General features: G+C 47.7%; 12 protein-coding genes and 1 pseudogene. 4 read left to right on the top strand and 9 right to left on the bottom strand.

What is annotated here, in order from left to right:
- Positions 1 to 53: 53 nt before the first annotated feature.
- From ACE3T3_RS08465 to ACE3T3_RS08495, 7 genes and pseudogenes are all read right to left on the bottom strand, one after another.
- The gene (locus ACE3T3_RS08465) at positions 54 to 1,469 is read right to left on the bottom strand and encodes a glutamine synthetase family protein (RefSeq protein WP_374665914.1); all 1,416 of its coding nucleotides are present in this window, start codon (positions 1,467 to 1,469) and stop codon (positions 54 to 56) included.
- Positions 1,470 to 1,663: 194 nt separating this feature from the next.
- Positions 1,664 to 2,377, bottom strand: coding sequence for a response regulator (locus ACE3T3_RS08470; protein ID WP_374665916.1), 714 nt, complete (start codon positions 2,375 to 2,377; stop codon positions 1,664 to 1,666).
- A gap of 27 nt (positions 2,378 to 2,404) precedes the next feature.
- The gene (locus ACE3T3_RS08475) at positions 2,405 to 5,053 is read right to left on the bottom strand and encodes an ATP-binding protein (RefSeq protein ID WP_374665918.1); all 2,649 of its coding nucleotides are present in this window, start codon (positions 5,051 to 5,053) and stop codon (positions 2,405 to 2,407) included.
- Positions 5,054 to 5,220: 167 nt separating this feature from the next.
- Positions 5,221 to 5,823 carry a potassium-transporting ATPase subunit KdpC gene (gene kdpC, locus ACE3T3_RS08480; RefSeq protein WP_374665920.1) on the bottom strand — a complete coding sequence of 201 codons (603 nt, stop codon included), beginning with the start codon at positions 5,821 to 5,823 and terminating at the stop codon, positions 5,221 to 5,223.
- 18 nt (positions 5,824 to 5,841) lie between these two features.
- Positions 5,842 to 7,884, bottom strand: a complete 2,043-nt coding sequence (gene kdpB / locus ACE3T3_RS08485; protein WP_374665922.1) for a potassium-transporting ATPase subunit KdpB — start codon at positions 7,882 to 7,884, stop codon at positions 5,842 to 5,844.
- A gap of 11 nt (positions 7,885 to 7,895) precedes the next feature.
- Complete coding sequence (gene kdpA, locus ACE3T3_RS08490; protein ID WP_374665924.1) at positions 7,896 to 9,620, bottom strand: potassium-transporting ATPase subunit KdpA; 1,725 nt, start codon at positions 9,618 to 9,620, stop codon at positions 7,896 to 7,898.
- Positions 9,621 to 10,006: 386 nt separating this feature from the next.
- A pseudogene (locus tag ACE3T3_RS08495) lies at positions 10,007 to 10,375 on the bottom strand (integrase); the annotation flags it as partial.
- A 110-nt stretch (positions 10,376 to 10,485) separates the two neighbouring features.
- Here ACE3T3_RS08495 and dusA point away from each other — a divergent pair.
- Positions 10,486 to 11,508, top strand: coding sequence for a tRNA dihydrouridine(20/20a) synthase DusA (dusA, locus tag ACE3T3_RS08500; RefSeq protein ID WP_374665926.1), 1,023 nt, complete (start codon positions 10,486 to 10,488; stop codon positions 11,506 to 11,508).
- Between the two features lie 87 nt (positions 11,509 to 11,595).
- On the opposite strand, the gene ACE3T3_RS08505 is transcribed toward dusA, so the two are convergent.
- A complete protein-coding gene (locus ACE3T3_RS08505) occupies positions 11,596 to 11,973 on the bottom strand; it encodes a cytochrome b562 (RefSeq protein ID WP_374665928.1) in 378 nt (125 codons plus the stop codon).
- Between the two features lie 194 nt (positions 11,974 to 12,167).
- The gene (gene coaBC / locus ACE3T3_RS08510; RefSeq protein WP_374665930.1) at positions 12,168 to 13,442 is read right to left on the bottom strand and encodes a bifunctional phosphopantothenoylcysteine decarboxylase/phosphopantothenate--cysteine ligase CoaBC; all 1,275 of its coding nucleotides are present in this window, start codon (positions 13,440 to 13,442) and stop codon (positions 12,168 to 12,170) included.
- A 112-nt stretch (positions 13,443 to 13,554) separates the two neighbouring features.
- Between coaBC and radC the strand changes: the two genes are divergently transcribed.
- From radC to ACE3T3_RS08525, 3 genes are all read left to right on the top strand, one after another.
- A complete protein-coding gene (radC, locus tag ACE3T3_RS08515) occupies positions 13,555 to 14,256 on the top strand; it encodes a DNA repair protein RadC (protein ID WP_374665932.1) in 702 nt (233 codons plus the stop codon).
- A gap of 66 nt (positions 14,257 to 14,322) precedes the next feature.
- Positions 14,323 to 15,234, top strand: coding sequence for a bestrophin family protein (locus ACE3T3_RS08520; protein ID WP_374665934.1), 912 nt, complete (start codon positions 14,323 to 14,325; stop codon positions 15,232 to 15,234).
- A gap of 82 nt (positions 15,235 to 15,316) precedes the next feature.
- The gene (locus tag ACE3T3_RS08525) at positions 15,317 to 16,360 is read left to right on the top strand and encodes a hypothetical protein (protein ID WP_374665936.1); all 1,044 of its coding nucleotides are present in this window, start codon (positions 15,317 to 15,319) and stop codon (positions 16,358 to 16,360) included.
- Positions 16,361 to 16,371 lie beyond the last annotated feature (11 nt).

The raw sequence follows: 16,371 nt of genomic DNA on the forward strand, positions 1-16,371 counted from the left end.
TGCCGATTTTCGGCATGCTCTGCAGAAATATCGTGTTATACATTGTTATGCAGCTAAATATCCCAATGCTGTTCCATCAAAGTGATTTGGCTATACATCTGCTGATGCTCCGCATGTTTCACCGCACACCATAATTCCATAAATCTTTTGCCGAGATGTTTTTGCAAAACCGCATTCCGGTGAAAAAGCGCTAAAGCATCCAGCTGATTTGTACTTAAAAAGAGCGGCTGATCTTTGGCTTTGATGTGAGCGGCTTGCTGCGGAATTTCCAGATTCTGTGTCAACCCATGCAGCGTGCCGATCAGGATCAGGGCTGCAGTTAAATAGGGATTGCAATCCGCACCTGCAACACGGTATTCCAAGCGCTGATTTTCACGGTCAGCACAGGGTATGCGGATGGCTGTATTGCGGTTATTCACGCCCCAATTGGCTTCTAAAGGCACATGGTTTCCAGCTTTAAACCGGCGGAATGAGTTTACATTCGGGGCAAGCACGGCCATGGACGGTGGCAGCAAGACAATCAGCCCGCTGATCGCCTTTAATAATTGCCGTGACGGTAAAGGATTCTGCTTCGTGCTGAAAATATTCTGCTGATCTTGATTTAACAGACTCATGTGAAAGTGCATGCCGCTGCCCGCTTTATGCAGATCCGGCTTGGCCAAAAAGCTTGCATGCAGCCCATATTTTACGGCGACTTGCTTAATAGTGCGCTTTAACATCATGATCTGATCGCAGAGCTTCAGAATATCGCCGCTATGCTGGACATTAATTTCATATTGCCCGGAAGATGATTCCGAGACCCAACCGGTAATCTGAATCCCCTGCAACAGGGCAATCCGTTCAATTTCATCGAGAACGTCTTGATATTTATCTTGCGCATTGACATCAAAGCATTGATTTAAATAGCTCTGATCGGAGCCTGCTGCCTCATTGCTGTCCAATAAATAAAATTCCAGTTCTGCGGCCATGCAGGGATAAAAGTTTTGATCATGCAGCGCTCTTAAACTTTTTTTTAAAATATTGCGTGGTTCAACTTGGCAATCCTGATAATCATCATCTTTCATGCTCAGGAATAACTGCGCATTGGACTCTAGATTGAAAGCGCAGGGCTGCAGGCTTCCCAATACCGGCTTGCATAAATAATCTGGCTCGCCGATCGATTTTCCTAAACCCGATTCTTCAATCACTTCGCCATCCAGACTCATGGCATAAATAGACAGCGGGAAATAACTGCCTTGCGCAATATTTTTTAGACCGGCAATATCTATGCGCTTGCCGCGGACATGGCCATTCAGATCGTGCAGGCAAATCTCAACATGACGGGTATTGGGATAGCGCTGCAAATAATTTTCGATTTCTTCTAAAAATAGAATATCGTCAATATTGCAGCCTTGCCGCGCAGATGGCATGGATTCTGGAACGGTTTCTTCGTCAGCGATATTATGTCCAGCCATGAGTAAATGACTCATTATTTTGTCCTGTTAAATATTGACAAAGATCAAAATAAAACAAGTTCCGCCGGATGTAACGTAAATAAACCGTAAAGAATAAGCATTCAATTTTATTGTTTTTTAAATCATCCAAATTATAAATAAATCAACTTAAAATAATTTAAAGCACGAAAATTAAAATGTTTTATATAAAATACATAACCTATTTAATATTAATAAACATTCAAAAACCTTAAACCAACACCCGGCTCAGTAATAATATATTTAGGCTGTACAGCATTATCATTCAGCTTCACTCTTAATTTAGCCACCAGTATCCGCAAATAATGCGTATCTTCCTGATGCGTTGGCCCCCACAGCTCTTTCAATATTTGCGGCTGGGTAATCAATTGGCCTTTATTTTTCGCTAATAAACTCAGCAGCTGATATTCTTTGCGTGTTAAAGAAAGCAATTGCTGATTCAAAAAAACCTGCCGCTTGGAAAAATCTATTTTTAATGCGCCATCATCAAAAATAACAGCCTCAACAGCGCTATGCTGATGCTGCCTCAGCAGTACGCGCAGGCGAGCCATAAGCTCCTGTATGCTGAATGGCTTGGTCACATAATCATTTGCGCCGGCATCCAGCAGCTTCACTTTTTCTTCTTCATTTGAACGCACGGACAGCACCATCACGGGAACGTGCGACCATGCGCGCAGCTCAGATAAAACCTCATAACCGTCCAAATCCGGCAAACCCAAATCAAGGATCACTAAATCTGCACCTTGCAAGGCCAAGAGCTCCAAGCCTTTTTGGCCATTTTCAGCCAAAAGCGTTTTATAGCCCTGCGCCCTGAGTGCAATATCCAAGAATTTTCGGATCTGATTTTCATCATCAATGATCAAGACATTGGTCATGGAACTGGCTGATTCATTCTGTTCTGGCATTTTTCCCCCTGAAATCCGCTAGATGCTTTAAGCAATTTGCTGAATAGGAAGCTGTATGCGGATACATGTTCCTTGATTGTTCTTGCCTGATGATGCCATGATTTTCCCCATATGCGCACCCACAATCGCTTTCACAATCGTCAGGCCCAGGCCTGTGCCATATTGCCCACGGTCACCGCGCTGCATGGTATAAAACATGTCAAAAATGCGTTCCCGCTCATCCTCTGGGATGCCCTGCCCCTGATCAGTAATGGCAATTTCGATCTCATTTTCATTCAGCTGCTGCACATCAATCATCACGGCTTTATGCTCCGGTGAAAATTTCGCGGCATTTTCCAGCACATTAAAAATGGCCTGTTCAATCAAGGCGGCATGTACAAATAGGCTCAAAGATTCTTGCGGCGCATGCACTTCAACCAATGCGTCTGGCATATAACGGTTTAAACGGCGCACAGCTGAACCGATCAGTTCATCGACCCCAATCCAGTCCCGCTTCAGGCTTAAGCCTTCATGGCCTAAACGAGTCATATCCAGTAGGTTTTGAATATAGCGGTCTAAACGCTCTCCCTCTAAATGAATGGCTTCTAATAAATCATTTTGATCTTTTTCATCCATGGAATGGCGGTAAGTGCTCAAGGTGTCCGCGGCGCCAATCATCGACGCCAAAGGCGAACGTAAATCGTGCGATACGGAAGATAAAAGCGCTGAACGCAATTTTTCCGTTTCAGAATTCACATTGGCTATTTCCAGAGCCTTGGTGAGCTGGGTACGGGAAATCGCCTGCGCAAGATACTCCACCATGAGTTCAGCGAGCTGTTTTTGCTCCGTATTAATCACCGTTTGCACATCTTTCAGTTTCAATCCCACCACGCCTAAACATTGCTTGGAAGCCAATAAGGGTAAAAACCACCACTCATTTTCCGTCAAGGTTTGGGTAAAACGGCCAGATGGCTGATGGTTTTTAAATGTCCAATCGGCCGAAATTTTTTCTTTATCACTGATGATATGGGATGACGTTTGAATTGCTGCAGCATCTGGAAAATACAGCCAGACATCTGCATTGAGATTTTTACTTAGGCTATGCTCAGCAATTTCCTGTATTTGCACCAAATCTAATGCCGTGGACAGCTTCTGCCCCAAATCCTGCATAATGCTGTTATAGCTGTTCGCCGTTCTAAGCGCGGTCACCTGTTCTTTCAAGCGTGACGCCAATCGGCTCGAAATTAAAGCCGCACCCAAAAAGGCAACCACGGTGACAACCCCCTGATGTGCAGAAATCTGAAATGTAAACTGTGGGGAAATAAAGAAAAAATTATAGGCTAAAAAGAACAGGATGGCGGAAAAAGCCGCAGCCAGCATCCGGGTTTTTGATGCCACAAAAACCACAGCGGTAATAAAAATCACCGAAAGGTCTTCAATTCCTAAATACTTTTCTCCTAAACTGGCAATCACAATGCTGATAACCGTGGTGGCCAGCACATACTGTATTTCCCTCAGCGACAGGAATGCCCTTTGAGTGAAAACGGACTGATGCTTGTTCTCTGCAATAATCGGTACAATACTGAGTTCAAAACTGGGCTGATATTGCAGCAATTGATCAATTAAATTGGGCCTTAAATTCAGCGAAAACTTTTGCGGAGCCGCTTGCGCTAAAACCAAGGTTGAAATACCGCGGTCCATCACATAATCAAATAACGTTTTTGCATGCTGCTGGCCGTGAAGAACTTCGGTCATGCCGCCCATTTGACGCGTTAAGTTTAAAGCCCGTTCTATTTCACGGCTTTGCGAGTTTTCCTGTTTATTCGAGATTTGCGTATCATGAGAAAAGGCGACGACCGTCCAATTCGCCGCACGATGCTCGGCAATACGGCATCCAGTCCGAACCAAAGCTTCAGAATGCCCTTTGCCATCAACCATAATCAAGACATGATTTTTTAAGGGAATCTGAGCAAGCCCCTGAATCGCAAAATTTTCGCGGACATCATTATCCACATAGTTGGCCACGGTCTGCATCGCCAGTTCACGCAGGGCCGTTAAATTTGAACTGTTGAAAAACCGCTGCAAGGCCTGTTCCGCCTGCTCAGGCACATACACTTTGCCTTGATTTAAGCGCTCCAGCAGCTCATTCACAGGCAAGTCAATCAAGCGGATATCACGAATCCGTTCAAATACCCGGTCTGGCACGGTTTCAGTGACACGAATCCCGGTAATTTGATACACCACATCATTCAAACTTTCCAAATGCTGAATGTTCATGGTGGTAAAAACATCAATACCGGCATCCAATAATTCGTTGATGTCTTGCCAGCGTTTCTCATGGCGGCTGCCGGGCATATTGGTGTGGGCAAATTCATCCACCAAAACAATACTGGGCTTTTTTTCCAAAACGGCATCCAGATTCATTTCCTCCAGATGCTGCCCTTGATATTCAATCGTCTTACGCGGAATAACCACTAAACCGGCAATTAAATTTTCAGTTTCTTTACGGCCATGCGTTTCGACATAGCCAATGACGATATTGATGCCCTGCAGCGCCAGCTCATGCGCGCGAACCAGCATGGCAAAGGTTTTCCCCACACCCGGAGCTGCGCCTAAAAAAATCGTCAGCCGCCCAGACTGATAACGCTGGGTATGCTGCAACAAAACATCGGCTTTGTTGGTTCGTTGATCAGTCATAGAAGTAATCTTTATGTATTGCTTTAAAATATGTTTTTAAAATTCATTTTAATGCCGCCGTTGGGCAGAGGTATAGGACATCCTCCTCGCCCAACAATCGTATATAACTTAATGCAGATTATTCAATAGTGTTCAATCACTGTATTTTAATCATCAAGCCATTCATATCATTTTCCGCCCCGATCCAAAGCCAAATTCAATTCAAGCACATTGACACGCGCCTGTCCTAAAATCCCCAAAGTCGGCTGCACCGTATGTTCCTGAATCAATTTTTCGACCTCTTGCTCAGGCATATGCCGTGCATGGGCAATGCGCTTCATTTGAATCATCGCAGATTGCACGCTAATTTCAGGGTCGATGCCGCTGCCTGAAGCCGTGACCAGATCCGCAGGGATTTTAGATTTTTCAATCTGTTCCTGCGCTGAAATTTGATTCAGCCGCGCCGCTATGACTTTCTGCAGTTCAGGATTGGTTCTCGCCATGTTGCTTCCGGCCATCGCCATGGGATCATAATTCGCGACAGATGGGCGCGGATGGAAATATTGAACTTGGGCAAAGGGCTGCGCCACTAAGCGTGAACCGATCACTTGGTTATTTTCGACAATCAAGCTGCCGCTGGCTTGTTCAGGAAAGAGCATTTGTCCTAAGCCGGTTGCAGCAGCACTGTATACAAAGCCGCATAAGCCTAGAGCCATGATTGTTAATCCAAACGAAGCGCGCAGTTTCTCCCCCCATGATGAGTCCGCCAATTGATGATTTTGCATATTCATTTTGTCATCCTCAAAAAATTATAGGGCCAAGATTGGGCTGATCAGCAGATCAATCGCTTTAATAGCAATAAACGGCAGCAACACCCCGCCCACGCCATAAATCAGCATGTTGCGGCGCAACAATTGGGTGGATGTCGAGGGTTTGAACTTCACACCGCGCAGTGCAATCGGTATCAGCAGAGGTATGATGATCGCATTAAAGATCAGCGCAGACAGAATGGCGCTTTCAGAACTGCCCAATTGCATGACATTCAACACATGCATTTGCGGAATTGCCGCCACGAACAATGCTGGCAAAATGGCAAAATATTTCGATACATCATTCGCCAAGGAAAATGTGGTTAATGCGCCGCGGGTAATCAGCTGCTGTTTGCCAATTTCAACCACCGACAGCAACTTGGTCGGATCAGAGTCTAAATCCACCATATTGCCGGCTTCTTTCGCCGCTTGCGTTCCCGAGTTCATGGCCAAGCCGATGTCTGCTTGCGCCAACGCCGGCGCATCATTGGTGCCGTCACCGACCATCGCCACCAAATGTCCTTTGTTTTGCTCGGTTCGAATGCATGTGAGTTTATCTTCAGGTTTTGCTTCAGCGATATAGTCATCCACACCGGCTTCGGCCGCGATGGCCGCTGCTGTCAGCAGATTATCTCCAGTCACCATCACGGTTTTAATGCCCATTTCACGCAAACGCGCAAATTTTTCTTTAATGCCTTGCTTAATCACATCGGACAGTTCAATCACCCCCAGCAGATGATGGTCTTTAGCCACCACCAGCGGCGTTGCCCCTTTTGAAGCGACCTGTTCTACACGTGCTTTCAGTTCGGCATGATTTTCAAGATTTTGCGAAGCGAATTTAAGAATGGCATCCATCGCGCCTTTACGTACTTGATGACCATCCGCCAAGTTCAGCCCTGAAATGCGTGTTGACGCATTAAAAGCGATAAATTCTGCCTGTTCAGGCTCGGCTACTCTTTCACCCTGCTCTTTGGCCAACGCCACCACCGATTTACCTTCAGGGGTTGGATCGGCCAAAGAAGTCAGTACCGCCGCTTGGCGAAGTTCCGACTCCGTCACTCCTGTTAAGGGATAAAAAGCGGTCGCCTGACGGTCACCATAGGTAATGGTTCCGGTTTTATCGAGCAGCAAGACATCGACATCGCCTGCAACTTCAACCGCCTTGCCTGATTTGGCAATCACATTGGCTTTGAGCGCTCTGTTCATTCCTGCAATCCCAATCGCAGGCAACAAACCGCCAATGGTGGTTGGAATTAAGCAGACCAATAGCGCTACCAATAAAATCGGACTGATTTCAATCTGCAGGAAATGTCCAATCAACGGCAGGCTGACCACAACGATAATAAAAGTCACGGTCATCACGGTCAGTAAAATACCCAAGGCGATTTCATTCGGTGTTTTTTGACGGTTTGAGCCTTCGACCAAAGCAATCATTCGGTCGAGAAAGCTATTTCCCGCTTCTGCCGTTACTTGCACGATGATGCGGTCGGTTAAGACTTTGGTTCCGCCAATTACCCCAGATTTATCCGTGCCGGCTTCACGCAGTACCGGCGCAGATTCACCTGTTACCGCAGCTTCATTGATCGTGGCAAAACCCTGAATGATCTCACCATCTGCAGGAATCAATTCCCCTGCACGCACTTCAATCAAGTCATGCATTTTCAATTCAGCCGCTGAAATCTGCACCCCGTCCACATCATCTTGAGAATGGATACGGCGCGCCGTCAGATTCTGACGCGCTTGGCGCAGGGATGACGCTTGTCCGCGGCCTTTGGCTTCGGCAACCGCTTCAGCATAATTGGCAAAGAGAACCGTCACAAATAAAATCAGCGTCACCAATAAGCCGAAAACCAGACTGGCTTGGCCCAAAATTGTACTGATCAGGGTAATCAGCGTGCCAAGCCAAACGATAGCCATCACTGGATTTTTAATCACATGCTGCGGCAGCAGTTTAATAAAGGCATTTTTCCATGCTTCAGCTTGAAATAGGGTTGAAGCAATGGTGTTTTGCTGTGTTTGAACAGTGTGTTTTGAATGATTCATTGTACTCACCCTTAACCTTGAACCAATAACAGATGATCAGCGATTGGCCCCAAGACCAGGACTGGCATAAATTGCAATAAGGTCAACATCACGACGATGGCGATTAACGTCAGTGCGAATGTTGGCGTTTCAACTTTTAAACTGCCGCTGCTTTCAGGCGCTTGGCGTTTGGCGGCTAAACGTGCAGCGATGATTAAAGGAATAATCAAGGTCGGGAAACGGCCGAGCAATAAAGCGATACTGCACGTAACATTCCACCACACGGTATTGTCTGCCAGCCCCTCAAAGCCTGAGCCGTTGTTGGCAAATGCAGAGACATATTCGTACAGCACTTGAGAAATGCCGTGGTATTGCGGATTGCTGTTGCCCGTCAATTCAGGGAAAAATACGGTTATTGCGGTTAAGCCAAGAATGACGATGGGTTGAATCAAAATCACCACCGCGAGCAGCTTGATTTCACCGGCTTCAATTTTGCGGCCAAATAATTCTGGGGTACGGCCGGTCATTAAGCCGGCAATAAAGACCGCTAAAAATAAATAAATAATGAATTGCTGCAAACCGCAGCCAATCCCGCCCCAAATGGCATTGATCAGCATATTGGACAATTGCACCATGCCTGTGAGCGGCGAAGATGAGTCGTGCATCATATCCACTGAGCCGTTATTGACTTGGGTGGTGAGCGCTGACCACAAGGCAGATGATGCCTCGCCAAAACGCACTTCCTTGCCTTCCATGGCGGAAAGCAGTGTCGACGTCGATGAAAGGCTTTCCGACCAGATGGCGCTGGCCGCAGAAATGATTGACATCAGCAGCATTGAAGCAAAGACAAAGCCTGCGAATTTGGCGCGTTTGGTGAAAAAGCCCAGCATAAAAATCACCGAAACAGGAATCAGTAAAATCGCAAGCATTTCCAAAAAGTTAGATAATGGAGTCGGATTTTCCAAAGGCACACTGCTGTTCGGGCCATACCAGCCGCCGCCATTGCTGCCCAATTGCTTAATCGCCACCATGGGTGCAACAGGGCCTAACGGTATTTTTTGCGTTGTTAATTCCGAAGTTTTGTCAATGACTTGAACTTCTGGGCCGCCTTGAAAAGTCGATGGCACGCCTTGACTGGTGAGCAATAATGACCAAACCATGCATAAAGGAATCAGAAAGCGGAACGTCGGGCGAATCACATCGGCCCAATAGTTGCCGACATTAATTTGCTGCACTTTATGCTTAAAGCTGGTCTGTTGATCAGTTTCAGCAAGCACATTGGATTGTTTATAGAACAATGCCCGAACTGTGGCCACCACCATCGCCAGCCCCATCATCGGCGTGATGATCTGTAAGCCGACAATGCCGACCATTTGCGATAAATAAGACAGTTGCGCCTGTCCTGAATAGTGCTGCTGGTTGGTATTGGTCAGAAACGAAATCATGGTATGCAGCGCCAAATCCCATGACATATTCGGTGCATGGTTTGGATTCAGCGGCAGATTGGCTTGAACCATGAATAAAACCCAAGTCACCAAACCGATCACCGCACAGCTCATGACAAAACTGAGCGAATAGGTTTTGACATTCATCCCCTGTTTGGGATTGGTTCCTAAAACCGCGTAAATGGGCTTTTCAATCCAATTGAATAGCGGATCAATTTTCATCTCGCGGTTGCGCATGACCGCTGCGAGGTATTTGCCCAAGGGATAAGCCAAAACAATGACGATGGCTAAAAGCAAAGCAAACTCTAACATGACATTTCACTCCTCTGTTTCAGAGCTGAAAGCGGTTTGCGGCTATTGAAATAACGTTCATTTTGATTGTTTTGTACAACGCATTTTTTTGGATGCTGTACCTGCTGATGCGCTTGAATGACCGCACTCATCTTTTCCATCCTAAACACTGGGATATTCCACGATCCAGTATGAAAAATAAGGCCGTAAAGTCTCTATCCACAACTTGGGAGGCCGCGTAAAAAAAGCGTAAAAATTTCGCTTTGCTCATTGATCAACGGAGGAAACAGCTTAAAAATGATGGCGGTTTTTATTCTTCTGCCGCTGGATTTATGGATATTCTTTCATGACTTAAAGCCTTATTTTCAGGCTCTCATCCCAGGTGAGCAATTTCTCCCCTTTCTTCAAGCAGCGCGCCCGGCCAAATGTACTGATTTTATTTTTGTGGTAATATTGCGCGCGATTGGCGGCTCCTTGATTAAATTAAGAGCAGAGAATAGCGTTTCGTCCTTCCGTATCCGCTCCCAGTTTCATCCAAATATTGATCTACGGCATCTGATCAAGTCAGATCCATCCGCTTTTCTTTGCCAAGCAAAATATCTGGATTTTCTTGAATTGCGGCGTCTCTTTCCTGAAGCCAATTGCTTTGAATGAAATTTTTTATCTTCAAAGCCAACAGGACAATCCTTGCGGTAGATACGAATAGCGGCACAGCAGCGGATCTTGCCATCTGCGCTTTTCCCTGCAGGACTTGCCCGATTATTTACGCCATACACCGTTTCGGCTATCAAAACTGGTGTAAATGCAAACTGATTAACCCGCCTCAATACAGGCGCGCACAGATTCCCGCAGACTGCGGAATACAGATGAAAGGTATGATTTTTTAATGACTGACTGCAAAACCATTGAAAACACTCAATCTCCGCGAATCAGTGTAGCGCCGATGATGGATTGGACCACAAAGGATTACCGTTTTTTTGCCCGTCTGTTCAACCCCAATGCCATTCTCTACACAGAAATGGTCACCACTGGCGCGATTATTCATGGCGATGCCAAACGCCATTTAGATTTCAATCAAGAAGAACACCCGATTGTTTTGCAGCTGGGCGGCTCAAATCCTCAAGATTTAGCGCTCTGTACTAAAATGGCGCAAGACTGGGGCTATGACGAAGTCAACTTAAACGTCGGCTGCCCAAGTGACCGCGTGCAGAACAATAAAATCGGCGCCTGCCTCATGGCGGAGCCGGATCTTGTCGCCGAATGCATTGCCGAAATGCGCAATGCCGTGGATATTCCTGTGACAGTGAAACACCGCATCGGCATTGATGACATGCACTCTTATGAAGAAATGCTGCATTTTGTCGATACGGTAGCGAAAACCGGCTGTGACAATTTTATTGTGCATGCGCGCATTGCCCTGCTCAAAGGCTTATCGCCGAAAGAAAACCGCGATATCCCGCCGCTGCGCTATGAAGATGTTTACCGCCTGAAACAGGATCGTCCGAACCTGCTGATTGAAATCAATGGCGGCGTGAAAACCTTGGCGGAAACGCAAGCACATTTAAAACATGTGGATGGCGTGATGATTGGCCGCGAAGCCTATCACAATCCTTACCTGCTGGCAGAATTGGGGCAATTGTGGCATTTGGAAGCGCCAAACCGTTTTGACATTCTCGATCAAATGCTGCCGTACATTGCGCAGCGCTTGGCCGAGGGCGCGCCGCTGTCCATTATTACCCGCCATATTTTAGGCCTGTTCCAAAACTTGCCGGGCGCACGCAAATGGCGTCAAGCGCTGAGCGGCGGCAATGCCAAAACCTTGAAAGATCTGGAAAATGCAATCTTCAATATGAAAGAAGCCATGCAGCGCGCCGAAGAAGAGGCGCAGGCTTATCAAGCTTCGCTCTAAATCAGCCCAATATTAAAAAGCCAGCGCATCCGCGCTGGCTTTTTTTGCAATGAATGCTGCCCACGCATTCAAGCTTGGGCATGCAATTTAATGCTTCTTATAGATAGAATGGCCTTGGTCTTTAATGGCCGCAATTTTTTTGCCTTCCGCTTTGGCTTGTTCCAATTGACCCGCCTGCACCAATGCGCGGGTTTTATCAATTTCCGCAGCCAGCTGATCAAAGAGAACATCTGAACTTGGCACTTTTGCATCTTTGGTTTTCAGTTTTGTCTGTTTGGCATCGACCGCAGCAGCCTTCATCTGATCCAGCGCCAGCAGTGCATCTTTTTGATTTTCCGCTTGATTAAAGGCTTTAAAGTTTTTTCCAAGCGCCTTCATATTATGTTCCAGCGTATTTGCAAAACTGAAACTGCTGAAGGATAAAGCGCTGCAAAAAAGCGCGGTGGCTAAAGTTTTCTTGATCATCTCGGTATCCTTATATAGATCGGTCAAAACTGCGGCTAAATCTTTTCGGTATTTGCTGATGCGGCTGTGATCTTTTCATCCTGCAGCTGCACCGATGTTATTTTAATCAATATTGTGTTGATGCATAGCAAAAAATGCAGCGATTACGCTGCATTTTTGATAAAGAAACAAAAGACTGAAACGACTGAAATGGATCAATCCAAATCTTCATCTTCCGGCACATGATGCAGCGCGTCATGAATGGCTTCCACCAGCTGCTGCGCAATGTCCTGCTTCGATGCTTTTTCCAAATCCCGCTGCGGCAGATGATACTGATCGGCAAAGAAGACAATCATCGCATTTTCATCCGAAGCAAAGCCAATGTCCGGACGCGATACGTCATTGCAGGCAATCATATCGAGCTTTTTCGCCACCAATTTGCCCGCTGCATATTCTTCAACATTGTGGGTTTCTGCGGCGAAACCGACCATAAAGGGCCGTTTTTGCTGCTGCGCAATCGTCGCCACAATATCCGGGTTTTTCACCAAGGCGACATTCAGCTCATCGCCCGCTTTCTTAATTTTGTGTTCCGCCACTTCGGCCACGCGGTAATCCGCAACCGCAGCTGTGGCAATAAAGATGTCGCAGCCTTTGTCCAGCAAATCCATGCTGTGCTGCAGCATCTGCATCGCGGACTGCACATTGATGCGGCGCACACCGTTTGGCGTATCCAAACTGACGGGGCCGGCAATTAAGGTCACCTTCGCGCCAGCCGCATAGCAGGCTGCCGCCAAGGCAAAGCCCATCTTGCCAGTGCTGTGATTGGAAATATAGCGGACGGGATCTATCGCTTCACGGGTTGGCCCTGCCGTAATCACCACATGCTTGCCAGCCAGCAGACCAAATTTTTCTGCAATGGCGCGCTGCGCGCGGTGGAAATATTCCGTGACTTGACGCGCTAAATCTTCCGGTTCCGGCATGCGGCCTAAACCGACATCGCCGCAGGCTTGCGCACCGGCATCCGGCATGATCACATGCACGCCGTCTTCAATCAGGGTGTTCAAATTGCGCTGTGTGGCTTTGGCGGCCCACATCTGCTGGTTCATGGCAGGCGCAACCCATACCGGCGCTTTGGTGGCCAAATATAAGGTCGAGAGCAAGTCGTCCGCCAGACCGGCGGCAAATTTAGCCAAAGTATCGCAAGTGGCCGGCGCCACCAGCACCAAATCCGCCCAGCGCGCCAGTTCGATATGCCCCATGCCGGCTTCGGCTTCCGGGTCTAATAATGCGGTGTGCACAGGATTGCCTGACAGCGCCTGAAAGGTCAGCGGTGTAATAAAGGCTTGCGCGCCTTCGGTCATCACCACGCGTACGTCAAAACCTGCATCTTTTAAACGGCGGACTAAAATCGCGCTTTTATAGGCAGCAATGCCGCCCGAAACAGCCACAATAATATTTTTATTTGGAATTACACTTAAATCAAAACTCACGAACAGGCTACCTATCTGTTGCAGTGGCGCTCACAATAGCATTAAATATGGCCTGACCCAAGATTCAGCTTGGAAAAACCCAGCCTACTGATAATAAAAAAGTCTAAGAATAATGAGTTTTTCGATCAAACATTGGCCGGAACAGGAACGGCCGCGTGAACGCCTGCTGCGCCAAGGCGCGCAAAGTTTATCCGATGCCGAGCTGCTCGCCATCTTTTTAAGATCCGGTTCGCAGCAGCATTCCGCGGTCGAACTCGCCCGCCTGCTGATTCAGCATTTTGGCAGCCTCGGCCCGATCTTAGATGCCAGGCTCGAGGATCTCAGCCAGTTTCACGGCATCGGCGCCAGCAAATACGCGCAGCTGATGGCCGTCAAAGAGCTGGGAAAACGCTATATTGCCCATCAATTCAGCCAAACCGCCGTGCAGCTGGACAACTCGGCTCAGCTGATCAATTTTTTACGCTTCGAATTTTTACAGGAAAACCAAGAAGTCTTTGGCGCGCTCTGCCTCGATGCGCATTTAAGAAAAATAAACTTTAAAAAACTGTTCTTTGGCTCAATCAACAGCTGCCAAATTTCCATCAATCAGCTGCTGCGCCATGCCATTTCCCAGCATGCCAGCGCCTTAGTGATCGCGCATAACCATCCTTTCGGCAAAGCCGAACCCTCTCCTCCCGATCTGGAACTGACCCAGCAGATTCATCAAGCCTGCCGCCTGCTGGAAATCCGCCTCATCGACCACTGCATCATCTCGGCAGAAGGCTATTTTTCCTTTGCCGAGCATGGCCTGATCTGCCCGCAAAATTCTACATAATTCATGTATTGACAAAGGCCGGAGCGCATATGAAGATCTGTCCAAATTAATAATGAATCTGATTCCATGATTGTGCGTGACCAACCCAGTGTATTTAAGCTGCTGTTCTCTTGGCGGGGCACCATTCTGCCAAAAGTGCTCCCGCCATTAGGGATTGTCATGCTGCTGTCGGCCATTATTGGCGGGCTGTCCTACATCAATATTTTCCATTTTCCAGAATTGCCTTTGGTCGGCTTCACCCTGATCGGCGTTGTCCTGTCTATTTTCCTCGGCTTTAAAAACTCAGCCTGTTATGACCGCTGGTGGGAAGCGCGCCGCCTTTGGGGAATTTTAATCGCCAATGCGCGCCATTTTGACCGCGACTGCCGCATGCTCAGCCAAGGCCGCCGTGAACGGGTCATTCAGCATGTCATTGTTTTCGCCAATGTGCTGCGTGACCGCCTGCGCCATCAAACCGCCAATCCGACTGAGCTAGTGAAGACCAGCGGCATGAGCCAGCAGGCGCTGAGCCAGCTGTACCAGCAGGCCAATGCGCCGCAGTACACGCTGAGCTTGATTCAATGGGAACTGATGCAGGCGCTGAAAGACGGGGAAATTTCTGACATTATTTATGTGCAGATGAATGAGCACGTGATGGAACTGAGCATTGTGCTGACAGGATGCGACCGGATTGCCACCACGCCCCTGCCTTTTGCCTATTCGGTGCTGCTGAACCGCACCGTGTATTTTTTCTGTTTTATGCTGCCGTTCAGCTTAGGCTCCACGCTGGGTTTGGCTACCCCGCTGCTGGTCGGAATTTTAGCCTATACTTTTTTGGGGCTGGATGCTCTAAGTTCTGAAATTGAAGAGCCTTTTGGCACGCAAAGCAATGACTTGCCGCTGGATGCCATGGTGCGCACCATCGAAATTGAGCTGCTGGGCACCTTAGGCAAACCGACTCCGCCGCCTATTCAAGCGCTGGATAATAATCTATTATAAATTTAAACTAAACAATTGAATCTGCGGCCTAAAGGTGGCAGATTCAATCAGACCATCATTCAGCATAACAATAAAAAAGATCATGAAAATAAAACAACGGATTTTCCGCTACGCGGCGCAGCCCATTGTTCGGCCTTGGCTGTGCCTGTTCTGGATCGCTTTGCTGAGCCTGCTGGCCTTTCTGCTGCTCGCGCTGCTGGCCGCGCAAAACATTTTTTTTGCAACGCTGGCCGCCCTTTGGCCATTTTTAGCCCTCATCAGCCCTGTGCTGGTCTTAACGGCGCTGTATCATCAGGGCCAGCTGCTGCGGTTTCCGTTTTTCATTCAGCAATGCCTCATTGAACCCAAGCTCCGGCAGGATTTAGCCGAATGCGCACTGCGCTGCAGCGATGGCGTGATTTTAGATTACCGCGAACAAAAAAAGTATTTCGGCCTGCTGCAGCAGACCGCCTTGCTGATTCAGACCCATGCCGACCAACCCGCGCAGTGGTTCACTGCAGATCTCAAGCATCTGTTCAGCCCTGAAGCGTTTCTGCATATCAGCGTCCGGCCCAGCCCCGCGCTGATTGAGCAAAAAGTTCTGATCTATTATCTGGCGCGTTCACATGCCATTGTGCAGCTGCATGCAGCAGATGATTTAAGCAATTTTGAAGAGTTTAAGCATCATCTTCCTACCCCCTTCACGGGGAAACTTGAGCTGGTGCGCATTCCCAGCCGCTTAATGCTGGATTTGATGTTTATGCGCCAAATTGATGCTGAACGGAAGCAAGGCAAACGCTTTTATACCCTGAAACTGGCGGCAAGCTATGGAAAAAGCTATCAGATTCAATCTAATGCCAAGCACTTTGATCAGCTGGAACTGGCGCTTTCCAGCTTAATTGATTTTGTCGCCTATCGCAAATTCAAGCACAATGCGCAGCTGATGCACGCGGTGATTTCTAAATCACAGCCTTTTTTTTACCGCAGCCTGGTCTTGGTTCTGCTGCTGATCGGACTCATCGGTTTTGCGGCATTCAAGCAAAATACCTGGTTTATCCTGCTCTGCGCGGGCATGGTCTATATCACGTGGGGGCATTTGCAGCGCTTGCGCCATTCCCCTTTTATTGAAACAGATACCCTGAAATAATGCGGCGCCTT

It is taken from the genome of Acinetobacter sp. (genome assembly GCF_041919735.1).
Classification (GTDB): domain Bacteria; phylum Pseudomonadota; class Gammaproteobacteria; order Pseudomonadales; family Moraxellaceae; genus Acinetobacter.